The organism is Clostridium tetani, assembly GCF_900167265.1.
In the GTDB taxonomy this organism is placed as follows: domain Bacteria; phylum Bacillota; class Clostridia; order Clostridiales; family Clostridiaceae; genus Clostridium_G; species Clostridium_G tetani.
Map to the genome: position 1 here is coordinate 47360 of NZ_FUWT01000007.1, position 26573 is coordinate 73932.

Below are 26573 nucleotides of genomic sequence, written 5' to 3' on the forward strand. Positions count from 1 at the left end.
AATTTCTCCTTCCCATCTTAAAACTCAGTATAATTTTTTCTACATTATAAATTCTATTACTTATAGTCTCTTTTATTTTTCTATGTGAATTAATTTTAAAAATTAATCTGGAATATATTTATTAATTGTATCTGCACCTTCTTTGTGTGCATGATAATAAACTCTTAATTGCTTGTTTTCATCTAAATCAAATCTTACCTCTTCAATAAGACCATTTGCTTCTGCTGTCATTAAAGCATTGGTTACGGCTTTTCTATTTAAAGCTTTGAAATGTCCGTATTCTCCTTTTAATGCTTCTATAACATCATCAACACAGGCTTCTGGAACTTTTGTAAAGTGTTTTAAAATTGCATAATTAAGCGGTTTCATCTACATCTACCTCCATCTTTTTTCTTTTAAATAAATCAAGTGGATTCATAGATATTATAAGAATACCAATAATCATTACTACAGCTCCAATCCAAGCAACAGTAGGTAATGCCCATCCATCCATTCCACCATATACTCCTAATACTAATAAGCAAAATAGTGGTCCAAAGAAAGAATATGTACCATTACATGCAGTTCCAAGACCTGCTCCACACATACTGTTTCCAGCATACCATGTCATAAATGTCATAAATGTTAAAAGTCCGCTTAAAGTAAACCAAATCATTGCAGGTGCACTTGTAAATGCTTGCATAGTAAGGTCAACTGAAATGTTAATTCCACCTGCCATCATTCCTAAAACAGGAAGTAATATACATAAATCTGCAATTCCTGCTGTTACTTGACGAATACAAATACCAATTTCAGGATCAATCATTGCTGTACCATATCCAGCTACACATCCTTCAAATCCCCATCCTAAGGCTGCAATAATAGCTATTAATAAACCTAAAAGGGTATTTCTTGAAATACCATCAGATGTAAAACCTGTACTACCAATTAAAAAACTTGCACATACACATATTACAATACCAAAAGCCATACGTTTGTTTAATTCTTGCTTGTACAAAACTTTACCTAGTATAGCTGCAATTGCAGGGCAAAGTGCTGATATTGGAACAACTATAGACCCTGCCATTTGAAGTGCTATAACATAAGCTGTACTAGCTATAGGTCCTCCAATAAGAGCTGCAAGTATCATAATACGGCCTGGTTTTGTGTTAATACATCTTAAAAAGTCTCCAAATTTTCCTTTAACTACTGCATACAAAAGTGACCAGATGGCACTGCATGTATCATTTATGGCGTTGCCTAATGCTGCAAGCAAATATGCTATAACAAATACTGATAAGCCTGCTGTATTATCGCCATACCAATCTCCCCAAACTCCTTTAGTCATACCCATAGTTAGAAATGCTGTGTACAATCCATAGGCAAGACCTGAAAATAAAGCTAGGGATATACCCTTTTTGAAGAAATCACTGGATAATTTCTTCTTTGCAGCAATTGCTTCTAAGCTTACTGTCTTTGAATTTTCACTCATAAAAATAAGACTCCTTTCAGTTATAAATTAATATTAAATGTATACTAAGATTGTTATAATTTTGTACATTTTACATTTAAGCTGTGGAATACCTTTTCATCCTTTATCTTGTAGGTTTTATTTTCAATTAGATTATATTCCCTACCCCATAGGGTAAGGTCAATATATATTTCACAAGAATATTCAAACAAATTTAAAGTTTTTACATTTATAAAGAAAAATCACCCTTTAACAAGTGCTTGAAAACACTATGTTAGAGGATGATTTAAAATATCAATTCCATATAACAACTATGGTATTATTTGTATAATAATCTACATAAATTTAATTTTCTGAATAGATTAAATACACTTTTTATTTACTATTATTGTGTTTTTTTTAACAAAAATGTGTTATTAGATCTCCTTACTCTACCCTAAGGGCAAGGTTTTACTTTATAACAGTTACCTTTCTCTACTAATTTTAATTAAAATCTCTGTTACAAACTTATCTGTATTTTTAGTAGTCCAATAATCTGTTACATATCTTTCGTAGCATTCTTCAAAACATATGTAACCATGTTCCTTTGTCCACTCTTTTATTTTTTTATATGTATCGCTAATTGTTTCATGAGGTCCTATATGATAACAGGCAGCTGCCATCCATCCACCAAACTCCACACTTAACTCCTCTTTACACTTTAAAATTGTCTCTTGCATTATTCTCATTTTAGTGCATTTTCCATTCATTTTATCTTCATGACATGGAAAACGTATAATTACAGGACCTGTTATTGCATTTTCTATGCTATCTATATAATTTGTAAATTCTATATTAATTATAGAATCCATATAGTCATATTTAAATTCCTGGTCTAAAAAGGTTAATGTTTTATTATCTATATATTTTATAGCCACATCACACACGTTGTTTTCAATTACATTTTGTGCCTCAACTATAAGGTCGTCCCAATCTTTAACGGATCTTATTTTTAGATTTATTTCCTTTTCAAGTTCTTTTAATTCATCAATCTTATTTCTAAAGCTTTTATGAAAAAAGTCATAGGTTTCTCCTTCTAAAAAAACCTTCATTTCTTCAAGTTTAAAACCACTTTGTTTGTAATATTTTATCATTGGCACCGATAATAAAGTTTTTTTACTATAATATCTATATCCACTTTCATCAGATACCTTATCAGGAGATAGTATATCCATTTTGTCATAATATCTCAGTGCTTTTTTTGTTATCTTACATATCTCCCCAACCTTTCCAATTGAGTATAATTCCTCTTTCACATTAAGCACCACCTATATTTTAAAATTTTCTGAAAAGTATTTTGAAAAAACCACCCTTTAATGGGTGGTTTAGAATACAATATTATCCTAAAACCTTATCTAGAATTTTTAGAAAATCTTCTTTTTTAGTTTCTCTAGGATTTGATGTTGTGCATACATCCCTAAGAGCTGCATTAATAATTTCTTCTTTTGATGTTTCATCCAAATTTATATCCTCACGTTGTTGTTTTAATGTTTGGGGAATCATCAATGTATTTTGAAGTTTTACAATGCTCTTAATTAAATTATTAACACCAATAGTTACATTTGGTGCATGTAGCTTTAATAATTTAGCAAGCCTTTGATATTTTTTAGCTGCTATGCTATATTCTGCATTGAAAGATTCTTTGTTTAAATTAGCATTGTATTCAACTACATACGGAAGTATTATTGCATTACTTCTTCCGTGAGAGATATGTAATTTTCCACCTACAGCATGGGCTAAACTATGGGTAATTCCAAGTCCAGCTGCATTAAATGCCATACCAGCAAGACAGGATGCATTATGAAGTTTTTCTCTTGCTATTATATCCTCTCCATCAGCATAGGCTTGTGGTAAAAATCTAAATGCTAAAGTAAAAGCTTTTTCTGCAAGGGCATCTGAAAAATCCGTAGCATTTTTTGAAACGTAAGCTTCCAAGGCATGTGTGATTACATCCATTCCTGTATCAGCAGTTATAGCTTTAGGTACTGATTTTACCAACTGAGGATCTAGAATGGCAACTGTTGGAAGAAGGGATTTATCTGTGATTGCATACTTTAATCCTTCTTGTTTATTTGTAATTACTGCATATTCAGTTACTTCAGAGCCTGTACCACTTGTAGTAGGTATAGCATAAAACTCTTCTATATTGATAGTTTTTCCAGTAACTTTTTTTGAATATTCTTTTATAGCTTTAGCTCCATCAATTGATGAACCTCCGCCAAGGGCTATTATAATCTGTGCATTACAACTCTGTAATTTTTGAATACCAGATGCAATAACTTCTACAGATGGGTCAGGAACAATATCACTGTATATGGTTACTTCACAGTCAGTAAGCTTTTGTTGTACTTTTGTAACCATACCTGAAGTTTCCATAAACTTATCGCATACAATTAGTACTCTTTTATTTTTAATTTCATTTAGTCTATCTAAAGAGCCTTCTCCAAAATAAACATCTGTATTAATACTAAATTCTTTCATATACACATTCTCCTATTTTAAAAGTATTAAGATATGAATGAATTAGTAATTCTTTAGCTTAAATATAAAATTAACCCACAATTATAACAATCAAAGTAAGTTTATAACAAACTTTACTTGAGTGTATTATACCAATAATATTTCAATATTACAATATTATTATAAAGGAGTTTTTTTGAAATTAAGAATTGGCAGTAAATTCAAGTACCACATTTTTCCACTTCCTGTTTTTAATAGTTTCGCTTAGTTTATTAAATACAACTCTTGTTATTGTTCAACGTTTTTGCTGCTTCTTCTGGTTGGTATTCATTATCTTATTTAAATACAACTCTTGTTATTGTTCAACAGATAAATGAATTGTTTAGTTACTTAGAGGAAGGCAATTTAAATACAACTCTTGTTATTGTTCAACGCTTAGGCTAGGAGCTACCTCTTTTTTTATTTTTATTTAAATACAACTCTTGTTATTGTTCAACGTTTTGCAGAGGTTCGAGAAAAACTTAAATATTAATTTAAATACAACTCTTGTTATTGTTCAACTGGTGCTAAATTAACAACTGTTAATCCAAATATAAAATTTAAATACAACTCTTGTTATTGTTCAACTTTCTTGCAACCATAGCACATAGTTGCAGCATAACATTTAAATACAACTCTTGTTATTGTTCAACAGGTTGGGACTGTTGGGGAAATGAAGTAAATCTTAAATTTAAATACAACTCTTGTTATTGTTCAACACCCTAATTGTAGAACTACAATAGTTCCGTATTTATTTAAATACAACTCTTGTTATTGTTCAACACAGTAACATGAATACACTCATGTTACTGTTTTTCAATTTAAATACAACTCTTGTTATTGTTCAACCACTGTAAAATCAAGGTTTCTTAAAATTAAGAATATCATAAACCCATTGATATTTCAAGGTTTCATTAAAAATTTACCAGGCGATTTAGCTTTTTTAAAATGCTTCCTTTAAACATTAATCAATCCCTGTTAAATCAATGCTTTAAAGCATGTAATCAATTAAAATCACCTGGTAAATAATATTACTTTATATATAAGATTTATTCAATTATTTTTCTCTAGTAAACCCATATTATGCCCATTAATAGAATTGTAATTAAGATCTATGCCTTTTTTAGAATCTACTTTCACATCACATTTTCCACTAGAGTTTTTAGCTAAAATCCTAACAAGATAGCATCCTTCTTCAGGAGTTACAAATGTTATTTTGTCTTGCTTTTCTTTATCAAAAGCAATAATCTCATTCTCAGAATTTAAAACTCCAATATAGAATTTGCCCTCATCTATTTTAGAGTTATTAATTATTGTTATTTCATCGTCTTTTTTAGAGTCCAATAGTAAAAGCTGCCATACACCATTAAGTTTTTTAAAAGAAAAGCTCACATTATTATCATTAAACTTTTCATCCTTTATTCTTTCAATACAACTTATAGATGTTTTTTTGCTCTTTAATCTATTAGCATCAATCCTCCTATAGATATTTACTCCCGAAAACATCACTATAACCGCTAATAAAATAATTATTGGCAATTTCTTAGTCTTGTTCACCTCATTAACCCTTCCCCATTCAAAATAAAATACCAACCTATTTATATTCTGGATCTTATGATTTTATGTCTAAAAATGTATCCCAACTTTTTTATTCAACAATGAGCTTAAATTTCCTTTTTTAGTATGTATAATGAAAATAGTATAATATATATAATAAATAAATTAAAAGTTTACTTAGGGAAGGGTACGGCATGACATAACGTGAGAAAAAGTTCAGAATATTTTCAGCAAGACCATAGAAGGTTTCGAAAGCCTCAAGTAGAACCTAAATATAAGTACAAATTAAATTTTATTTACAAAGGTGGTGTTAATTATAATAAATTTTAATAGAACTGTATTATATAGAATAATTGCAAGTTTTATAGATGATTCTGCTTTATTATTACTTTACATGTTCTTTACAAATATAATTAATAAAAATAATTCTAGTTTTGTTTATGTATTATTATTACTTGTATCCTTCATTTCTATTGAAATATGCTTTTTCATAAAAAGCACTTCTTTAGGTAAATTTATTATGGGTTTAAAGGTTATTGATAAGACTTCTTCCTTAGAACTAGGATTTATAAAAATGCTTATAAGAGAAACATTTGGGAAGGTATTATCTAATATACTATTTATAGGTAATATATATATATTATTTAATGATAGTAATCAAGGATTTCATGATAAACTAGTAAATTCTATAGTAATTGAAAATGACTAGCTTTTAATCTTAAGATATTACAATAATTTAACCTTTAATGAAATCGCAACTTCATTAAAGGTTAATTCAAATAAAGTGTACGTGTGGCATATGAGAGCAAAGACCTATATTTAGGATTGGCTAAATACCAATTATTATAAATAGCTGTAAAATACATTTAGCAAGGCTCTCATATAATAAAACATCAATAAATATAAAATATAATTATTTTATAAAACTTATTTTTCCTAAGAAAGTAATACTCTATTTTATATAAATATGCATAAAAATTTTAAAATTACCCACTATCAGGACAAATATTATATGTTAATGGAGAGGAATAAACTATTCTCATATATGTAGTTGAGGGTATGACCAAAACATTTCACCATTTCTTTTATTTTAGGGCTAAAATTTTATAGTCACATTATAAATGTATATTCTCAAAATGATTTATTTAAAAACATCCTATGTTATTGTTCAACTTAATCCAGATAAAATATATTCTCTTACAGCAATATTTAAATACAACTCTTGTTATTGTTCAACGTGTGTTCCGTATCAATCTAGGTCGGCAAACTTCATTTAAATACAACTCTTGTTATTGTTCAACAGATGTTTTAACAACGATAATGAATGCTTACAAAAATTTAAATACAACTCTTGTTATTGTTCAACTATTAATTCTCCTTTTGAGCTATGCTCATATATATTTATTTAAATACAACTCTTGTTATTGTTCAACGAGCTACAAGATAAATACAAAGATGTGGATTTAGTATTTAAATACAACTCTTGTTATTGTTCAACATATGCAATAGCCATATTTCAAAGATATTCAAAGGAATTTAAATACAACTCTTGTTATTGTTCAACCACTGTAAAATCAAGGTTTCTTAAAATTAAGAATATCATAAACCTATTGATATTTCAAGGTTTCATTAAAAATTTACCAGGCGATTTAGCTTTTTTAAAATGCTTCCTTTAAACATTAATCAATCCCTGTTAAATCAATGCCTTAAAGCATGTAATCAATTAAAATCACCTGGTAAATAATATTACTTTATATATAAGTATTAAAAGAAACTTTATTCAATTATTCCTCCGCCTATTAATAAATCACCTTTATAAAAAACTACAGATTGCCCTTTAGTTATGGCTCTTTGCTTTTCAGTAAAGTTCACCTTTACTTTATCATTTTCCATAGGTGTTATTACTGCCTTTGAAGGAATTTGAGAATATCTTATTTTAGCTTCAACTTCCATTGGCTCTTTTAAATTATCAAAAGGTATATAATTTACATCTTTAGCTATAAGTTCTGTATTTAAAAGATCATCTAGATTTCCTAAAACCACTTCATTTCTAAAAGGGTTTATATCCACTACATACATAGGCTTACCTAAGGCTATATCAAGTCCTTTTCTTTGTCCTATGGTATAATACACTATTCCTTTATGTGTACCTAAAACATTTCCGCTCTTATCTACAAAATTTCCCTGTCTAACCTTACTTGGGAACCTGTTTTTAATATATTTCCCATGATCATTATCTGGTATAAAGCATATTTCTTGACTATCTTTTTTATTATGAACTCTAAGACCTATCTTTTTAGCTATTTCTCTAATTTCACTTTTTTTATACCTTCCACAGGGCATTAGGGTTCTTTCCAATTGAAACTGTGTTAAATTATACAGAGCATAGGTTTGATCTTTTTTATCATCCTCTGATTTTCTTACTATATATCTATTATTTTGCTTTTCTATAATGGCATAATGACCTGTAGCTACATAATCTATTCCTAAAGTCATAGCTTTATCTAAGAATGAAGAAAATTTTATAAATTTATTACATGCTACACAAGGGTTTGGTGTTCTTCCTTCCATATATTCATCTACGAAATAATCAATAACATTTTTTTTAAAAGCATCTTTAAAATTCATAACATAAAAAGGTATTCCTATTTTATTTGCCACCCTTCTAGCATCTGCTACTGCACTTAAAGAACAACATCCACCTTCTCTTTCTATAAATTCCTTATCATCTTGCCAAATCTGCATAGTTGCTCCTATAACTTCATATCCTTGTTCCTTTAAAAGATAGGCAGCCACAGAACTGTCTACTCCTCCACTCATACCAACTAAAACTTTCTTTTTCAAAATATTCACCTTCTTTATTTTAATACTTATAGTTCATTTTTATCATATCTTTTTTATTAATTGATTTAATTTTTCTAATACAAAATCTACTTCTTCCTCTGTATTTCTAGCTCCTAGGGTAAATCTTATAGTACCTTTTAAAAACTCATCTTCTAACCCTAAAGCTACAAGCACATGGGATGCATCTATTGATCCTGCTGAACAAGCACTTCCCGCTGAAGCATATATGCCTTCTCTATCTAAAAGCATAAGTAAAAGCTCCCCATCTATATTTTTAAAACTTACATTTACATTTCCCTTCAATCTCTCTTTTCCCATGGCACCATTTATTTTAGTATTTTCTATTTGTAAAAGTCCCTTTATAAATTTATCCCTAAGTTTTTCTATTCTCTTGCTTTCTTCTAATCCATTTTCTTTAAGTAGTGAAACTGCTTTTTTAAAGCCAACTATAGCCGCTGTGTTTTCCGTTCCTGGTCTTTTCCCTCTTTCTTGGCTACCACCATGTAAAATATTTTCTATTTTTGTCCCTTTTTTTATATATAATGCTCCAATACCCTTAGGTCCATATATTTTATGTGCTGCTATAGTCATTAAATCTATATCCATTTCTTCTGCATTAATTGGTATATGCCCCAAAGCTTGAACTGCATCTGTATGAAATAAAACTTTATGTCTTTTACAAATTTCTCCTATAGACTTTATATGCTGTATAGTACCTATCTCATTATTAGCAGCCATAATGGAAACTAGTATAGTATCATTTCTTATACTTTTTTCTAATTTTTCTAAATCCACTTTTCCATAGCTATCTACAGGTAAAAATGTTATTTCAAATCCTTTTTCTTTTAGATATTTACAACTATTTAAAACTGCTGGATGCTCTATAGAGGAAGTTATTATATGTTTTCCTTTTTCTTCATTTGCATAAGCTATTCCTTTTATAGCCCAATTATTCCCCTCTGTACCACCTGATGTAAAAAACACTTCTTCTGGGGTTGCTCCTATGAAATCTGCAATTTCCTCTTTAGCTTCATCTATAACAATCTTTAAATTATTACTCATATTATATACAGAAGATGGATTAGCATAATATTCAGTTAAGTAAGGCATCATAGCCTCTATTACTTCTTTTTTTATATAGGTAGTTGCTGCATAATCCATATATATATTCTTTTTCATATAATCACCACAATTTTTTATTTTTATATCTTTATATAGGTTTACCTTTAATAATGAAAATATTTATACTTTGCATTTCATAGTATTCCTATATGTTTGGTATGATTATATTGTTTTAATCAATTCATGTCAATATTTTATAAACCAAAACCTATTGCCACCTATTGCTAGTAAACTAAGTATACAAATTTTTATACATTATCAGTGTGTAAAATATGTTGAAATATGGTAAAATAGATTTTATGATAATATACATTTTACATCTAAGTTACGCACATATAAAACTTAGATATAATAAATTATTAAGTAAAGTAGCTTAACAGTTAGCTCTACTTAAAAATATCAATTTAAAAATAATAAAGGGAGATGGATGCTATGTTTAAAAGTTTAAGTAAAAAAGTTATTATATCTGTGGTAATACTTATAGTAGTCTTATTAGGTGTATTGGGAATGAAAAATTATAACAAGTCAAAGGATTATAAAAATCTAGTTACTACTGCTAATGAATATATGAATGAAAAAGATTATGATAAGGCTATGGACAAATTCAAAGAATCTTTAGATTATAAAAAAGATCAGAAAGCAGAAGAAAAACTAGAAGAATGTAAGAATGAATTGATTAATCTTTCCAAGGAAGCTTTAAAAAACAAGGAATACGAAAAGGCAGATAATTATTTAAATGTATTACTCAAACATGATGGTAAAAATGAAGAAGCAATAAAAATGAAAAATACTATAAAAGATGAAATACAAAAATCTAAAGAAGAGGAAGAAATAAAAAAGGCAATAGAAAAGGAAAAAAGAGAGCAAGAACTAAAAAAACAAATGGACAAAGAAGAACAAGCTAAGAAAAAAACTGGAATAACTGAACAAAACAAGAAAAAAGAAGTTAAGGAAAACAATAAAATTACAAAAGAAAAAGCAGAAAGTTTAGTTCAACCTCTTAAAAATAAAAATGAGGAGATAAGATATTTAGGAACTAGACAAGTTCCAGAAATCCCAGCAAAATCTACTCCGTATAAAAAGTTTCCTAAAGAAATTGAAAATAAAAAAGTATACATTTTTGATATTGCAGTAGTATATAATAGTGATTCTAAAGCAACTATAGGAAGATACTATGTAGATTTTAGCGGAAATATTTATAAGGATACCTATCCATCTAATCTAGAATGTGTTAAAGTTAAATAATTTATAAGGGAAGTCATTAGACTTCCCTTTAACTATCTCATTTTCTTGTTCCATTCTTATCAAACATCATTCTTAAATGTATTTCGGTATATACAATACCTATAATTATAATAATCAACAAGCTCAATGACGATATTCCCATTGATAAATTTAAATTATTGCTATATAAATATTTTATTAATATTGAAAATGGTATAAAAATAATACTACTTATTAAAAGTATTGTCCCGCAGAAACGATTCCCCTCATACCATGTGTCTTTATTTTTTATAGAAAATGGTGTTCTATATCCAAGACTATTATTTATATGCTGCGGTGGATATGCCCTTAATACCAATCCAATTACAATAAAAATAAAACCAATAATACAATTTGTTAAGATATTCATAAAATATCACTCCCACAAATTTATGGTAATGCCATTATACCATATTTTTCCTTACATTTCTATTAAGAGCATTTGCATACTATCTATGTACTCCACTAAAAAGAAAGGAACTTAATTTAAATACATCCTATGTTAAGGTTCAACTTAAAGCTTCTACTAATTCTTTTTTATTCATTGTATTTAAATACATCCTATGTTAAGGTTCAACGTACAAAACTTACCTCAAAACCATCTACCAGATTTAGAATTTAAATACATCCTATGTTAAGGTTCAACCACTGTAAAATCAAGGTTTCTTAAAATTAAGAATACCATAAAACCATTGATATTTCAACATTTCCATAAAAATTTACCAGGCGATTTAACTTTTGAAAAATCACATTTAAAAATAGTATGTAACCCCTTATAAATCAAGACTCTAAGCTATATTTTCATTTGAAGTCACCTGGGAAAACTTTTATTTATATTTTATCTCATAACACTATAAGTATATACTTATTTTTATAAGTTAAAAAACTAAAAACTCCCATCATGTGAGAGCTTTTAGTTTATCCGATGACGATAAGCTCTAATACTTCCATTTTCTTTAAAGCGGGAGTAAAGAGTAGCTAAGTCCCTGGATAACGATTTCTAAGCTTTATGGGGAGTAAAAACTCCCTCTAAAACCAAGAACTCTGTTTATTATTCTATTTCTTTTTTATATAACTAATCTTAGCAATAAACCCCTATTATCTTTTTAATATTATCTTCTGCATTTATATGGGTTTCTTCCACTTGACCTATTAAATTTGTAGCTTTTCTGAAATCAAATATTAAAAGATAACCTTCTTCTAATCCATACTGATTTAAGTATTCTACAAGCTGTTTTAGTCCTTTTTTGTGGTATTCTTCTCCTCTCCATATTTTAAGTTCTAGTATATACATTTTTTTATTATAGGTTATAACTATGTCAAATCTTTTTTCTTCTCCGCCCTGCACCTCTTTAAATGCAAAGCCTGCTCCATTTATAATAGGACTTAAAAAGGCTAAGAAAACTAATCTCCCATCTTCCTCTAAAAAGCCTTCTCTCTTTTGTGAATATTCATGTTTCATAAATTCTTGGAATTTTTTTAGTACCTTTTTAATATCTAAATCTCCATTAGGCTTTAAGTATCTTTCTCTTTCGGTATAAAAACCCAGGTTTATTTTAGTTTCTATTAAAGAAATCATATAATTATATATTCTTTGTTCATATATTCTATTGTGTATTTTAACCTTTCCATGAGAGTTTTTAAATATTCCATATGTTACTCCCATAGTTATTAGTGGATTATCTTCATTATAAGTAATTTCATATCCATCTAAAATTATTTTTCTTACTAGTTCTTGTAAATCTTTATTATTTTCTATATTTTTAATTAAACTATCAAAGTTAGTATTACTTTCTTTTAAAAGTTCTTTTACAGCTATCTGCAAATACTCTTTTTCCCATTTTAATTCATCTTTAACCATTATCTTTTCATCTACTATTTTACAAAGCTTACTTACTAAAAAAGGGTATCCTGAGGTATAAAAATAAATCTTTTCTGCAAAGTATTCTTTATCTAAATTAACTTCTTTATTTTCCACATAATCATCTAGCATGGTTTTTATTTCATCTATAGAAAAACTCATATCCACATCAAAATCTGATGCTATATTCCATGGACTGTTATACTTATGTTCTTCATCTGGTCTTATTTTTAATTTTAAGCTTTTCACATCGTGTACTCCTGCTAATATAACATTGTGAAAAGTATAGTCTTTACCTACATTTCTTAATAAATATTTATTTCTAAGTAATCCTAAAAAGCTTAAAAACAATTGATTATTACTGCTTTTATCAACTTCATCTATCATTAGCACTACTTTTCTCTTAGCTTTCACAATAAACTTGGTTATAACTCTTGATAAGTCAATAAAGTTTTCTACATGTGGCTTTTGTTCCTCTAAACACTCAGACAATGCCTGGCTATTTAGTAAAAGAGAATCAGACATTATCTGTAAAAATTCCTTTGAAAATACCTTCTCATCTTGAAAAATTAAATCACCAATCCCTTCAAAACTTATAGAAATGACTAAATAATCCTTAAACTTATTTAAATATCTTTCAAGCATGTATAAAGTAGTGGTTTTTCCATACTGCCTTGGTCTATTTATAATAAAATATTCTTCATTATTTACTAATTTTAATATGCTATCTAATTTATTAGATATATCTACCATATAGTGTCTTTCTGGTATACAGGTTCCAGTTACATTAAATCTTTTTTTCATATAACTTTCACTCTCCTCACCCTATTATATTAGCATAGAATAAGATATTTAGACAGAATAATCATGGGTTTAAAAGACATGGCTAAGTTTTTTTAATGTATATTTTAAATACAACTCTTGTTATTGTTCAACGGATGCACTTTCTTTAAATATAAATAAAAAATCTAAATTTAAATACAACTCTTGTTATTGTTCAACAACATCAAATTCCTACTTCACAATAATTTCATGTTGATTTAAATACAACTCTTGTTATTGTTCAACAAGAGTTGCACTTTTTTATATAATCTCTTTTAGGATTTAAATACAACTCTTGTTATTGTTCAACTTGGAGATTTAAAGGAAGCTTATAAATATTTCTAATTTAAATACAACTCTTGTTATTGTTCAACCACTGTAAAATCAAGGTTTCTTAAAATTAAGAATACCATAAAACCATTGATATTTCAACATTTCCATAAAAATTTACCAGGCGATTTAACTTTTGAAAAACTACATTTCAAAATAGGATATAAACCCTTATAAATCAATATCTTACAGCATATTCCTATTTAAAATCACCTGGTAAAACTTTTATTTATAATATCAAGTCTTCCCCTGTACAACTGTGTGGATTTCCTAATATTTCTTCATCATAAACTTTATTATTCATAAGTTTTATTATACATATAAAATCTTCATCTTCATTTATTACTTTATTTAAATCTTTTTTTAATAATATAAAATTTGCTGGTGTAAGTTCTCCCCTAAATACAGATTTTTGAAAATGTGACAAATACTTTTTACAGGTTTTGAACACTCTATTTACTCTTTTTTCATTAACATCATAAAAAACAAATGCATAATTATAATTAAAATTTTTACTCATCTACATTCTCTCCTTTAAACTAAAGGGTTTAAATTCTTTGTTTTCCAATATAAATTTAATAAGCTTATAGCAATCTAATTTTATAGCTGTTTTATAGCTTATTTTTCTTTTAAGTTTTTCATTTAGAAATATACTTTCCATCCTTTCCTCAAAGGCAGTTATAAATATATTTCTTCCCTCATCATTTAAAAGACAATAATTTAATTTTTTATCAAAGTGCTTTGACACTTGTATTCTTTTATTATTTACTAAATCAAATATAGTCTTAAACACTATAACAGGTTTAAAAGCCTCACTTATATCTAAACTAAGTGAAAATCTTCCCTCTGAAGGTTCATGTAAAAAACTTATTCTTTGATCTAAATGAGTATTATATATTGCCGTTATTGTTTTTCCATATAATAATGTATTTCCAAAAGAAATAAGAGCATTTATAGGATTATCTGGTGGTCTTTTAACTCTCTTGTTCATAACGAATTCCTCTGGAAGTATATTTTTAAATTCGCCATAAAATCTTTGCCAAGTTTCCCCTTCCACTTGCATTATTTGTTTTATATCATTGGCTTTTTTCAAGTTTATTTTGCTATGATTTTTTATCCAATCAAGAGTTTCTTTTACTTCTTTTTTATCATGTTTATAATAATGATATAACAGCTCGTATATATTATCTCCAATAGCCTCCACTATACTTTTTGCAACTTCTAATCTTCTATTTTCATAAGTTTCAACTTGTTTAACAAGTAATTTTCCACTATTATAATGCTCTCTTGGGTAAAATGTTCCACTATACCCTTCATAATAATTAAAAAAATGCATTATTATATTGTTTTGTGACAAGAAATCTAAAAGTTTGCTATTTATATTTACCTCTGACATACAATAAATTTCTTTGGTATTCTCCACTGGTATATAAACATTTTTATTATTTTTTCTAAAACACAAAGAATTATCTTTTCTTTTTAACTCTCCTACTGATGTTATATATCTAGTACTCCCCATAATTCCCTCCTATATATAGCAATATTCAAAATAAGCACATTTCTTACATTTTGATTCATTTATAACTTCTGGTGGATTCTCTTGTATAAGTAAATTTTCAATATTTTTAATTACATCTTCTAATTCAGATAGATTATTCTCATCTAATTCAATAATAATTGTACTTTTACTTTTATTTTTTTCTATAAATTCAAGTTTACCTTTTCTTTCGATGCCTTTATCTTTTAAAACCTTTAAATACAGTAATAATTGCCACTTAGCCGCTTCTATATCTGAATCAGACTTCTTTACTTCTGTTAAATAATCTTTTGTAATTTTATCTATTTTTATATTATCAATACTTATCTCTGTTTGTTTCCCTTTTTCTTTTTTAACCTCATGAATAGCCTTACCTATCTTTACATCCTGGCTATTGTCTTCTAAATTTATTCTATTTCCATGTAACCAACATTGTCTTTTGCAATGAAAATAATAATTTACTAATGTACCATTAACTTTCATAATACCCCCTATATTATATCAGCTACAATGCTTTTAAACTTCTTTCTATCGAATTTACCATCTTCAAAATATTTTTCTCCATCTCCAATATAATATATATCCCCTACCCTATCTTCATATATAAAATCATCGCTAGAAATTTGATATATAAAATAGTTTAATTTAGCTGTAACTTGAGATAATTTTATCTTCTTTTCTGCATAATCCAATTTATTATTTTTTAAAATAGCAATATATTCATTCCAAACATCTTCTCCACATAATTCCTCTTCATTTTCAAGTGTTATATTTCTATTTAAAAATACATTATTTTCATAGAGCTCATCTATTAGTTTCATTCTTTCCTCAATTTCTTTAAAGTTTAACATTTTTACTTTATCTAAAAAAAATGTTTGGAAACTAGAATTATTATATTCTCCTGCTTTTTTATTTAGTTCTTTTATAACGTAATCATAAAATTCTTGAAAATTTTTATTTATAAGGATTTCTCTTATTTTAGGACAAGTTAAGTTTATATTTTTTTGTTTTCTAATATCCCTTTTATAAACATGTGAAGCTAAATCCAAATCAAAAAAGTATACTATTCCTTGTTCATCATTTTTGCAAGAACGATTAATTCTTCCTAAAAACTGTTCCTCTGAATCTAACATTGATATATCCTTATATCCTATATCCATATCTATATCAACGCCAGCCTCTATCACTTGAGTTGCCACTAGTATAATATTTTTTTGACTTTTTATTTTATCTATAATTCTATTTCTTTCTACCCTGTTATCATCTCCAGTTATAAGTTCTATTTCCCTTTTTTCACTTTCTTGCAAGTATTTATTATAATCTTTTAACTTTTCATAAAAATCCATGGCTGATTCTTTTGTTATAAACTCCACCAATATGTTTTTATTTGGTGCCTTAGTATTTTTAATGACATTATTAAATAAAACTTCTTTAATATTTTCTTTTTCCTCTAATAGAGAAAAATCTACCATTACCCTATTTTTAAATATAGGATTTTCAAAGTATTTTTTTCTATTTTCTATTAAATTTACTGTTTTTATTTCTCCATCTACAAGTTTATTTAAATTAGGTAGTGTAGCTGACATTATTATAATTTTTATATTCAAAAGTCTTGAATAGCAGGCTAAAAATGTTATTATTTCTTTCCATATTCTATTTTTATAACTTTGTATTTCATCTAGAACTATAATACTATTTGCTATTTGACATAATGGAAATAAATTATCTTTTGAAGTTCCAAATAAATAATTGAATATACTTACATGAGTTGTTAAAACTATAGGATAATGTAAAAATTGCCTATCTAAAAGGGCTCTTTCATAATCTTCATTTAAAATATCACTTTCTTCATTTGTATCTATTTCTTTTATTTTATTATCTTTACTAGATTTTATTTTTATAGGAACTACAGAATTTATTATGGCAATATCCTTCATAATTTCATTATTTTTAAATATTTTTTCCAGTGTTTTTATATTCTGTTCCACCAATGTATTAAATGGATATACATAAAATATCTTATTTATTTCTTTAAATCTTTCTACCATTTTAAAACTTAGATTAAAGCTAACATTACTTTTACCACTTCCCGTAGGTGCTTCTAAATAAAAAATATCTTTATCTATATTACTTACCATAGTTTTCTCTGCATCCAAAAACAATTCATTTCTTAACACATTAATATCATCTATATTACTAAAATCATCTGTTTTACCATAATCATTTTTTTCATATTTCCTTATCCAATTATAAACCTCTGTACTTTTAAAACTTTTATAGAATTTTTCTATATTTTTTATTTCACCAAATTCTTCTACCTCTTTTTGGTTTTTAAATTCGGAAGTTGAATAATAATCACAGGAAAGAAGTAGTGATGCTAAAAATCTTTCGTATATGTATAATTCCACTGGAAAGTCTTTATTCTCTTCTGTTTTTTCTTGTATTGTAGATTTGTACATATCAAATAAATCTTCTTTAATTAAACTTTCATTAATTATAATTTCTTCCTTATAAACCTTATCGAAAATATACATATATTTGGTATATAAGTCTTTTCCTTCTTCTCCATCATATACTAATTTTTCTTTAAACTTATTAACACTATTGAATGCACCATGATGCTTCGATATTACATAAGAATTAAGTAATAAAAAAGCAATCAATAATTTTATATGTTCTCCATTTTCTATACTTGCTATTTCTTTTAAAAAATGATTTATATATATTATAGAAGACAGCATAGAATGATTTGTACTGCTCATTTTTTCCTCTTTAAATATCTTATTTGCCATCTTTTTTCTCTGAAAATTACAATTTATTTTTCCTAAATCATGCATATATATTGTATTTAAAAGCATTTTTCTATAAACCATCTTTTCTTCATTGCTACATTTTTCTAAAAAATTATTCTCTATTTTTAAAAATACATTATCTAAGGATTTTCTTTCACTAATTTTATATAAATACTTTAATGCTAAATCCGAATGTTCTTTTAGAGTTTCTTTTCTTCCATTATGAATATGAGCATATATTTTATCATTGTTTTCTATAATATTTTCTAAATTAACTTTTTCTATATTATTAAAATACATATTTCCTCCAAAATTTTTAATTTTAATTAAGTTAATGGAGGGTTTCCCCTCCTAATTTAAAAGAAAAATATATTCTTATCTCCACATTTATAAGTTTTTGTATCCGCTAAAGGTTTTAAATTTGAATTGGTATAAATAAAAGTTTCTAAATTGTATTTATTAGTGGTTTCTTCTAATGATATTGGAAGCATTTCTTCATATTTAAATTCCTGTATTTTACTACTTGATTTTTTAATTATATTCTTTAAATCATTAAAATTTTTACTTTCCTTTTGAATTTCATATTTGTCTTTTATAAATATACTATCTAGCTTGTTAGTATTATCTAATTTCTCAATATTCTCTAGGTATTCTACATCTGTAATATTAGCCATGTGATCATTTTTGCCTAAATAAGGTATATATTTAAATTTAAAATTTAATAATCTATCTTTTAAATCCTTTGGTACATTTTCATCCATTAGAATGTATATAGCCCACTTAGGATTTTCAAGCCATTGTTCTTTAACTATAAGATTTCCACCTAATTCTTTTGAAGCATATCCTACAGAGTTATTAAATACTTGAATCTTTTTGTCTATATATCCTTTTTCATTTTTAGGAACTACACCTATATTAATATCTTTAAGTTTTTCATAAAACTCAGGATATATTTGTTCTTTATTTAAACACTGACTATTATATCCGCCATATCCACAAATGGCCCCTAATATTCCAAGTAAGGCTACTTTATGAACATTTCCATAGGTAAAATAGAAAAAACTGTTTACATCAGGCTTTTTAAAAAAGGCTGTCCTTCCACTTAAACTGAATTTTAAAGCATCCATATTTTATACCTCTTTTTTAGTGAAGATATTAAATTTCTTTGCTTTCTTTATTTCATCTGATTTTATTTCTGTAGTATACGAATTATAATATATTTCTATATTTTCTATTTCATTTTCAAAGCTATTTAAAAGTTCTGAACAGGATAATATTATTATATTTTTATCTTCAACTTTTTCAAAATCTACATATTGAGATAAATCTGGCAAATATAAATCTTCTTTTGTTTCTACAAATAGAGCAAATTCATTTTCACAACCTATTTTTGAATTAGTATTAAAAGAAGTAGCTGCAATCATTGATGTTTCTTTAAATTTCTCATAATCTTCTTCTGTATATCCATTTGTTACCCCAATTTCTTCAAATTGGCTATATGCTGATGGATTCACTGTAAGGGGATAAAAATAATGAGCTTCATTACTAACTATTTTAGTTCCTAATGTAGATGATTTTGCTTCTTCACCATCTTTACTTTTTTCTTTTTGATTTGGATCTCTAAAAGGTGATAGAATTTGTTGTTCTTCTGCGTACGTCTCTTTATACTTATTAAAACCTTGACCAATTTGAACTGCACCAGTTATAGATATGTTATTTCCTTCTTCTGCAAAGGTTGCTCCAAAATTTTTAACATCAACTGCTGTAAATAGATTTTTTAAAACCTCTTCACTATCCTTATTTTTCTTTAAGTCTTCTACATCAAATATATACTCATATCTTTCTTTTAGGGTTCTTGGAATAAGCTCTCTTTCCTTCTTTTTATTTTCCTGAAATTTTATAGATTTTATGTATAAAACCTTTTCTCCACCATTTTCCCACATTTTTTTCATTGGATATTTAAAAGCCTTATCACTTCCAAAAACATCTCCTGAAGAAGTTGTCTTTGGATATCCTGTAAAATCAGCATTCCAATTGCTCATTCGTGAAACTATGCCTAAAACACCGTAAACTCTTTTATTCATTCCCATTTTACTTACTCCTCCTCTGATTTTTCATAAATTAAATTATTTTTAAGAAATCCTGCTATAATTAAATCTCCATTAATTTTTCCCTTTGGAACATATGATGAAATCATACTGTATAGCCTTTCAACTCTCTTGCTTCCAAATTCAATCCTATAATTATACCTTGTATATAATCTTCTAATTTCGTCTTTTATTCTTTCATTTGTTTTAGCATTAATAATTGGATTAACTAGAGAATGAGATTTATTTTTACTTTTACTTAAGGAAATTAAATAATATGCTAATTGACCTACTGCAAAATAATACTCTCTGTCATTATCTAAAGTGACATCTTCATGGTTTTTATTTTCTTTAACAGTTTTATTTATTTTTTCTCTTAAAGAATTTTTAACTTCCAATAAAACATCTGCCATGCTTATTCCTCCTTCAAAATAATTTTTTAATGAGCATCTTAAATTAAATTGTTCACCAGCTTTTAATAAGTATCTTTTATTTATTGAACCCTTTATTAAATTCAAACTACTAATATTTAGGTTATTCCATGTATTGTTATCAACTCCCTTGTAAAACCAAGTAAATAAAGTATCCCTTGAAAGTAGAATACTTCTTTTTAATGTAGCATCATTAATATTTAAATCTTCGGCCTTCGTAAAAAAGTTTCCACTTAAAAATTTATAGAAAAACACATTATCAATTAAATCTTTTAACTTTCCAATTTCATATATAAAAACATTATAATTTAGTTCTGACTTTTCAAGTTCTAAAACGTTTTCTAATTTAAAAGGCTCTATTTTCGCTCTATAATTAACTATAGTATCAAAGTTATGAATTTCAACTTCCTTGCCCTTTTGTATTCTTAAATAATATCCAGTAAAATCTTCGCCTAAGGTTTCTTTATTAGATATTCCCTTTATTCCTTTTTCATTTATATAAATATTGCTTTTGCCAATAGCTACTTGATTCATTAAATAATCAAAAAACTTTTTCTGAATTAGAACTTCCTCCTTAGATATGAGATATGGCACTTTAGACTTTCTAGTCTTATTCTCCAAGTAGGGTTTCTTTGAATTTAAACCCATATTATCATTGGGGAGACCATATATTTCCTCTTTTATTTTAACGTTATAATCATTGCTATTATATAAATTAGGGCTTATATATTTTTCACTTTCTTTTCGATATTTATCTAAATCATATTTAAAAAATATCTTTAAATATTCTTTTTCCTTACTACCTTTATCTACAAAATCATGAATCTTTTCTTTAATCCAATTTTTAATTTCATCTATAAGTTTTTCATTAACTTTTCCATGTTCTTCTTCAACTTCTTCGTATAGTTTTTCAGCTTTAGTATTTTTATATTTAATTAAAGGATCTTTTAATATTTCATAGTATCTATCTATAATCTCATCTGATAATTTTCCATTGTTTACATTTTCCTTTTTTATAAAAAAACTTAAATAATTGTTACTATGTATTATTTTTTTATGATCAATGGGTTTATTCATATCTAAAAGTCTACTCAAATAATCAGCTTCTCTTATAAAAGGAAAATATTGATTGGAATCATCTATTTTTTGAGTTTTTCTATCTTTTTTTATGATAACTTTATCTAATATTTTAAAATCATTTTCAAAAGTATCTACTATTATATATTCACCATCTGAAGGAATATAGGATTCCGTTACATATCTATCACCTATTTTTTCATATTCTCTTTTAAAAATACTTATAACATCTTTTAACACTTTCTCACCTCCTTAAAGCCATTTATAATTTACAAATCCATATCCCCTAGCATTCATCTCTCCTACTCCGGAACCCAAAGAAAAACATGCTAATTTTTGTGCCATTTCATTTTCATCAATTATTAAAGTTATTTTATCTCCTAAAATATTTATATCCTTATAACTGCAGGAAATAGGTTTATTATTTATTAAATTAATAGTCCTAAATAGAGTGAATCTTTCGTCTATTTTAGTGTTAAAAAAACTATTGTATTTCTTTATAAGGTTATTTTTTATTCTTTCTTCAAACTCTCCTAAAGACAAATTGCCTTTCCAATACCCCTTTTCAGTTTTTATAATAACTGGAGTTATAGAATAAATTTTTTCTATATATCTTTGTGGTATAACTCTACATTCTAAGGTTAATGCTTTTATATATTCTGTATATTCATTGGTAAGATTCTTCTTAAAATACTGTATTAAACTTTCATCTACAGTACGTATTTGTACAGAATAAATCTTTCCTTCATTATAGATTTTATCTTTTTCTATGGGGTAAAGTGAATTAAATGTGTAATTTTTATAAGTGTTCCTCTCGTGAAAATCTAATAATTTGCCATCTTTAGATAAAGACTTATCTATTAAATTTGATATTTTCTCTAAACTTTCATCACTTTTAATGTCTTTAAGTAAAAATACCTTTAATGTTAATTCATATATTTTCACTTTTTCACCTCCTTATATCTTCATTATAATATATATTTTACCATAATATTTTATATTATTCCATATTATAACACTAATTATATTTCTATAGTATAAAGGATTTAAAAAAAATATATCTTTTAATTTATGAATTGAAAGATTTTTAAAATTAATGTAATAACTGAAACTAATTCAATTATATAAATGATATCATCAATTTCTATCCTTTCTTTTTCTTTTAAATCTTCATAAGTTGCTGAAATAGAGAATTTTAATTTTTTCTTCATTTTTATCCATCATTTTGTTTCCATAATAGTACATTAACATTATTTTTTATATTTATTTTATTGTGATTATACATATATTATTTCTAAGAGTATTACAATTTATACTATTGAATTTAATAATTAGATCTAAAATATAAATCTCTTTTCCATAATATTATTTTATTAAACATCTCATGTTATGGTTAAGTATACTATTACAATTTAAACTATTTTTAAATACACATAATGTTAAGGTTTAACGATATCTCCTATTATAACTAGTATTGCCAATAATCCTATTTAAATACATCCTATGTTAAGGTTCAACATTAACCACAAATAACCAAAGATTTTACCTTATTTGATTTAAATACATCCTATGTTAAGGTTCAACATAAGTGGAAATGAAGGTAGAGTATGGGTTAACACATTTAAATACATCCTATGTTAAGGTTCAACCTTTCTCTGTTATTTCTTCATCTTCATATTTTAAATTTAAATACATCCTATGTTAAGGTTCAACCTTTCTCTGTTATTTCTTCATCTTCATATTTTAAATTTAAATACATCCTATGTTAAGGTTCAACCACTGTAAAATCAAGGTTTCTTAAAATTAAGAATACAATAAAACCATTGATATTTCAACATTTCCATAAAAATTTACCAGGCGATTTAACTTTTGAAAAATTACATTTAAAAATAGTATGTAAGCCCTTATAAATCAACACTCTAAGCTATACTTCCATTTGAAGTCACCTGGGAAAACTTTTATTTATATTTTATCACATAACACTATAAGTTAAAAAACTAAAAGCTCCCATCATGTGAGAGCTTTTAGTTTTTTATTCTATTTCTTTTTTATATAACTAATCTTAGCAATAAACCTCTATTATCTTTTTAATATTATCTTCTGCATTTACATGGGTTTCTTCAGTTTTACCTATTAAATTTGTAGCTTTTCTAAAATCAAATATTAAAAGATAACCTTCTTCTAATCCGTACTGATTTAAGTATTCCCCAAGCTGTTTTAGTCCTTTTTTGTGATATTCTTCCCCTCTCCATATTTTAAGTTCTAGTATATACATTTTTTCATTATAGGTTATAACTATATCAAATCTTTTTTCTTCTCCACCCTGTACCTCTTTAAATGCAAAGCCTGCTCCATTTATAATGGGACTTAAAAAAGCTAAGAAAACTAATCTGCCATCTTCTTCTAAAAAGGCATCTCTCTTTTGTGAATATTCATGTTTCATAAATTCTTGGAATTTTATTAGTACCTTTGTTATATCTAAGTCTCCGTTACATTTTATAAAGTTTTCTTTAAGATTGTAGTTTAAAAAATTAGAAGCTGTTTGAATCTTTGATATTCTATATTCATATATAAGTTGCTCGTATATTCTATTATTTATTTCTAAATTTCCTTTATTATTTTTAAATATTCCATATAAATAACCTAAATTTATATCTGGATTATGAATATTAAAATTTATTCTTGTTCCTTTTATTAAAATATTATCTATTATTTGAGATAGTTCTTTATTATTTTCTATATTTTTAATTAAACTATCAAAGTTAGTATTGCTCTCTTTTAAAAGTTCTTTTACAGCCAATTCCAAGTATTCTTTTTCCCATTTTAATTCATCTTCAACCATTATCTTTTCATCTATTATTTTACAAAGTTTACTTACTAAAAAAGGATATCCCGAAGTGTAAAAATAAATCTTTTTTGCAAAGTATTCTTTATCTAAGTTAACTTTTTTATTTTCCACATAATCATCTAGCATGGTCTTTATTTCATCTATTGAAAAGCTCATATCCACATCAAAGTCTGATGCTATGTTCCATGGACTGTTATACTTATGTTCTTCATCTGGTCTTATTTTTAATTTTAAGGTTTTCACATCATGTACTCCTGCTAAAATAACACTATGGAAAGTATAATCTTTTCCTTCATTTCTTAATAAATATTTACTTCTTAACATTCCTAAAAAATCTAAAAAAAGTTGATTATTACTGCTTTTATCAACTTCATCTATTATTAAAACTACTTTTTTTTCTGAAAACTCAACTAAATCTGTTATAAAACTATTAAAATCATTCATATTAGTAATTTGATTTTCACAATTTTTTATGAATTTATACATTTCTTTATTGGTTGAAAATCTAAAATAGTTCACTATTTGCATCATTATACTACTTAAAAATTTTTCAACTTTACTATATCCCTCTGTATCTATAGCTTCAAAACTTATTTTTATAGGCAAGTATTCTTTCATATGATTTAGTCTTTTCTCTAACAAATATAAAGTAGTGGTTTTCCCATACTGTCTTGGTCTATTTATAATAAAATATTCTTCATTATTTACTAATTTTAATATGCTATCTAGTTTATTAGATATATCTACCATATAGTGTCTTTCTGGTATACAGGTTCCAGTTACATTAAATCTTTTTTTCATATAACTTTCACTCTCCTTACCCTATTATATTACCATAGAATAAGATGTTTAAACAGAATAATCATGGGTTTAAACGACATGGCTAAGGTTTTTTAATGTATATTTTAAATACAACTCTTGTTATTGTTCAACGTGCTGCACTTCTAGAACTTAAATTACATTCCTTTATTTAAATACAACTCTTGTTATTGTTCAACATATAGAGAAATCACTTAAAATAATAGAATTTGCATTTAAATACAACTCTTGTTATTGTTCAACAAAATAAAAGGAAGTGGTAATATAGTGAAAACATATTTAAATACAACTCTTGTTATTGTTCAACATCGACTAAAGATTATATTTGGGGGTAAGATAAAATTTAAATACAACTCTTGTTATTGTTCAACGAATGCTACACAATTTGCTAACAATGCTATGAATGAATTTAAATACAACTCTTGTTATTGTTCAACCACTGTAAAATCAAGGTTTCTTAAAATTAAGAATACCATAAAACCATTGATATTTCAACATTTCCATAAAAATTTACCAGGCGATTTAACTTTTGAAAAACTACATTTCAAAATAGGATATAAACCCTTATAAATCAATATATTAGAGCATATTCCTATTTAAAATCACCTGGTAAAACTTTTATTTATAATATCAAGTTTTCCCCTGTACAACTGTATGGATTTCCTAATATTTCTTCATCATAAACTTTATTATTCATAACGAATTCCTCTGGAAGTATATTTTTAAATTCGCCATAAAATCTTTGCCAAGTTTCCCCTTCCACTTGCATTATTTGTTTTATATCATTGGCTTTTTTCAAGTTTATTTTGCTATGATTTTTTATCATGTTTATAATAATGATATAACAGCTCGTATATATTACCTCCAATAGCCTCCACTATACTTTTTGCAACTTCTAGTCTTCTACTTTGATAAGTTTCAACTTGTTTAACAAGTAGTTTTCCACTATTATAATACTCTCTTGGATAAAATGTTCCACTATACCCTTCATAATAATTAAAAAAATGCATTATTATATTGTTTTGTGACAAGAAATCTAAAAGTTTACTATTTATACTTACCTCCTACATACAATAAATTTCTTTGGTATTTTCCACTGGTATATAAACATTTTTATTATTTTTTCTAAAACATAAAGAATTATCTTTTCTTTTTAACTCTCCTACTGATGTTATATATCTAGTACTCCCCATAA

Annotated in this window: 25 protein-coding genes and 4 CRISPR repeat arrays; of the genes, 3 read left to right on the forward strand and 22 right to left on the reverse strand. The window is 26.2% G+C overall.

The annotated features are described in order from the left end of the window. Positions 1-102: 102 nt before the first annotated feature. The 5 genes from B5D21_RS06715 to B5D21_RS06735 all read right to left on the reverse strand — a co-directional run bounded on the left by B5D21_RS06715 (position 103) and on the right by B5D21_RS06735 (position 5545). On the reverse strand, positions 103-369 hold the full coding sequence (locus tag B5D21_RS06715; protein ID WP_023438392.1) for a hypothetical protein: 267 nt from the start codon (positions 367-369) through the stop codon (positions 103-105). Then, on the reverse strand, positions 356-1471 hold the full coding sequence (locus B5D21_RS06720) for a membrane protein (RefSeq protein WP_011099669.1): 1116 nt from the start codon (positions 1469-1471) through the stop codon (positions 356-358). The genes B5D21_RS06715 and B5D21_RS06720 overlap by 14 nt, the downstream gene beginning before the upstream one ends. A gap of 443 nt (positions 1472-1914) precedes the next feature. Further along, positions 1915-2745: a MerR family transcriptional regulator gene (locus B5D21_RS06725; RefSeq protein WP_023438393.1), complete on the reverse strand. Its 831-nt coding sequence runs from the start codon at positions 2743-2745 to the stop codon at positions 1915-1917. 82 nt (positions 2746-2827) lie between these two features. After that, positions 2828-3970: a 1-propanol dehydrogenase PduQ gene (locus B5D21_RS06730; RefSeq protein WP_023438394.1), complete on the reverse strand. Its 1143-nt coding sequence runs from the start codon at positions 3968-3970 to the stop codon at positions 2828-2830. 249 nt (positions 3971-4219) lie between these two features. Further along, positions 4220-4837: direct repeats of the CRISPR family, unit length 30 nt; unit sequence ATTTAAATACAACTCTTGTTATTGTTCAAC. A 204-nt stretch (positions 4838-5041) separates the two neighbouring features. Beyond that, entirely contained in the window at positions 5042-5545 is a 504-nt protein-coding gene (locus B5D21_RS06735) for a hypothetical protein (RefSeq protein WP_035125177.1), read from the reverse strand. 307 nt (positions 5546-5852) lie between these two features. Here B5D21_RS06735 and B5D21_RS06740 point away from each other — a divergent pair, with 307 nt between their 5' ends. Both B5D21_RS06740 and B5D21_RS14490 read left to right on the forward strand, forming a co-directional pair. Next, positions 5853-6254 carry an RDD family protein gene (locus B5D21_RS06740; protein ID WP_052040349.1) on the forward strand — a complete coding sequence of 134 codons (402 nt, stop codon included), beginning with the start codon at positions 5853-5855 and terminating at the stop codon, positions 6252-6254. Between the two features lie 6 nt (positions 6255-6260). Next, positions 6261-6368 carry a sigma-70 RNA polymerase sigma factor region 4 domain-containing protein gene (locus B5D21_RS14490; protein ID WP_396349899.1) on the forward strand — a complete coding sequence of 36 codons (108 nt, stop codon included), beginning with the start codon at positions 6261-6263 and terminating at the stop codon, positions 6366-6368. A gap of 320 nt (positions 6369-6688) precedes the next feature. Next, a CRISPR array of direct repeats spans positions 6689-7109; the repeat unit is 30 nt; unit sequence ATTTAAATACAACTCTTGTTATTGTTCAAC. Between the two features lie 212 nt (positions 7110-7321). Here B5D21_RS14490 and mnmA read toward each other — a convergent pair. Next, positions 7322-8398: a tRNA 2-thiouridine(34) synthase MnmA gene (mnmA, locus tag B5D21_RS06745; protein WP_011099675.1), complete on the reverse strand. Its 1077-nt coding sequence runs from the start codon at positions 8396-8398 to the stop codon at positions 7322-7324. A 33-nt stretch (positions 8399-8431) separates the two neighbouring features. Then, the gene (locus B5D21_RS06750) at positions 8432-9568 is read right to left on the reverse strand and encodes a cysteine desulfurase family protein (RefSeq protein ID WP_011099676.1); all 1137 of its coding nucleotides are present in this window, start codon (positions 9566-9568) and stop codon (positions 8432-8434) included. Between the two features lie 375 nt (positions 9569-9943). On the opposite strand from B5D21_RS06750, the gene B5D21_RS06755 reads away from it, so the two are divergent. Continuing rightward, a complete protein-coding gene (locus tag B5D21_RS06755; RefSeq protein WP_023438397.1) occupies positions 9944-10756 on the forward strand; it encodes a hypothetical protein in 813 nt (270 codons plus the stop codon). 37 nt (positions 10757-10793) lie between these two features. On the opposite strand, the gene B5D21_RS06760 is transcribed toward B5D21_RS06755, so the two are convergent. The 15 genes from B5D21_RS06760 to B5D21_RS14460 form a co-directional block, all read right to left on the reverse strand. After that, positions 10794-11144, reverse strand: coding sequence for an SdpI family protein (locus B5D21_RS06760; protein ID WP_035109706.1), 351 nt, complete (start codon positions 11142-11144; stop codon positions 10794-10796). Between the two features lie 711 nt (positions 11145-11855). Beyond that, positions 11856-13439 (reverse strand): AAA family ATPase, encoded by a 1584-nt coding sequence (locus B5D21_RS06765; RefSeq protein WP_011099679.1) that lies wholly within the window; start codon positions 13437-13439, stop codon positions 11856-11858. A gap of 577 nt (positions 13440-14016) precedes the next feature. Next, positions 14017-14307 (reverse strand): CRISPR-associated endonuclease Cas2, encoded by a 291-nt coding sequence (gene cas2 / locus B5D21_RS06770; RefSeq protein ID WP_023438399.1) that lies wholly within the window; start codon positions 14305-14307, stop codon positions 14017-14019. Then, the gene (gene cas1b / locus B5D21_RS06775) at positions 14308-15306 is read right to left on the reverse strand and encodes a type I-B CRISPR-associated endonuclease Cas1b (protein WP_011099680.1); all 999 of its coding nucleotides are present in this window, start codon (positions 15304-15306) and stop codon (positions 14308-14310) included. 9 nt (positions 15307-15315) lie between these two features. Beyond that, complete coding sequence (cas4, locus tag B5D21_RS06780) at positions 15316-15807, reverse strand: CRISPR-associated protein Cas4 (RefSeq protein ID WP_011099681.1); 492 nt, start codon at positions 15805-15807, stop codon at positions 15316-15318. Positions 15808-15815: 8 nt separating this feature from the next. After that, positions 15816-18416: a CRISPR-associated helicase/endonuclease Cas3 gene (locus B5D21_RS06785; RefSeq protein WP_011099682.1), complete on the reverse strand. Its 2601-nt coding sequence runs from the start codon at positions 18414-18416 to the stop codon at positions 15816-15818. 56 nt (positions 18417-18472) lie between these two features. Beyond that, entirely contained in the window at positions 18473-19243 is a 771-nt protein-coding gene (cas5b, locus tag B5D21_RS06790) for a type I-B CRISPR-associated protein Cas5b (RefSeq protein ID WP_011099683.1), read from the reverse strand. Between the two features lie 3 nt (positions 19244-19246). Further along, the gene (locus tag B5D21_RS06795; protein WP_035125273.1) at positions 19247-20200 is read right to left on the reverse strand and encodes a type I CRISPR-associated protein Cas7; all 954 of its coding nucleotides are present in this window, start codon (positions 20198-20200) and stop codon (positions 19247-19249) included. 11 nt (positions 20201-20211) lie between these two features. Beyond that, positions 20212-21951 carry a type I-B CRISPR-associated protein Cas8b/Csh1 gene (cas8b, locus tag B5D21_RS06800; protein WP_011099685.1) on the reverse strand — a complete coding sequence of 580 codons (1740 nt, stop codon included), beginning with the start codon at positions 21949-21951 and terminating at the stop codon, positions 20212-20214. A 12-nt stretch (positions 21952-21963) separates the two neighbouring features. Beyond that, the gene (cas6, locus tag B5D21_RS06805) at positions 21964-22656 is read right to left on the reverse strand and encodes a CRISPR-associated endoribonuclease Cas6 (protein WP_011099686.1); all 693 of its coding nucleotides are present in this window, start codon (positions 22654-22656) and stop codon (positions 21964-21966) included. A 119-nt stretch (positions 22657-22775) separates the two neighbouring features. After that, positions 22776-22922 (reverse strand): hypothetical protein, encoded by a 147-nt coding sequence (locus B5D21_RS14055; protein ID WP_155274218.1) that lies wholly within the window; start codon positions 22920-22922, stop codon positions 22776-22778. Between the two features lie 210 nt (positions 22923-23132). After that, positions 23133-23488: a CRISPR direct-repeat array (repeat unit 30 nt; unit sequence ATTTAAATACATCCTATGTTAAGGTTCAAC). Between the two features lie 285 nt (positions 23489-23773). Beyond that, entirely contained in the window at positions 23774-25360 is a 1587-nt protein-coding gene (locus tag B5D21_RS06810; RefSeq protein WP_011099687.1) for an AAA family ATPase, read from the reverse strand. 102 nt (positions 25361-25462) lie between these two features. Then, positions 25463-25815: direct repeats of the CRISPR family, unit length 30 nt; unit sequence ATTTAAATACAACTCTTGTTATTGTTCAAC. Between the two features lie 185 nt (positions 25816-26000). Further along, positions 26001-26204 (reverse strand): CRISPR-associated endonuclease Cas1, encoded by a 204-nt coding sequence (locus B5D21_RS14450; RefSeq protein WP_052040348.1) that lies wholly within the window; start codon positions 26202-26204, stop codon positions 26001-26003. Continuing rightward, positions 26188-26409, reverse strand: coding sequence for a CRISPR-associated endonuclease Cas1 (locus tag B5D21_RS14455; protein WP_052040347.1), 222 nt, complete (start codon positions 26407-26409; stop codon positions 26188-26190). Before B5D21_RS14455 ends, B5D21_RS14450 begins: the two co-directional genes overlap by 17 nt. Positions 26410-26442: 33 nt before the next feature. Further along, entirely contained in the window at positions 26443-26571 is a 129-nt protein-coding gene (locus B5D21_RS14460; RefSeq protein WP_317729090.1) for a hypothetical protein, read from the reverse strand. Between the last annotated feature and the right edge of the window lie 2 nt (positions 26572-26573).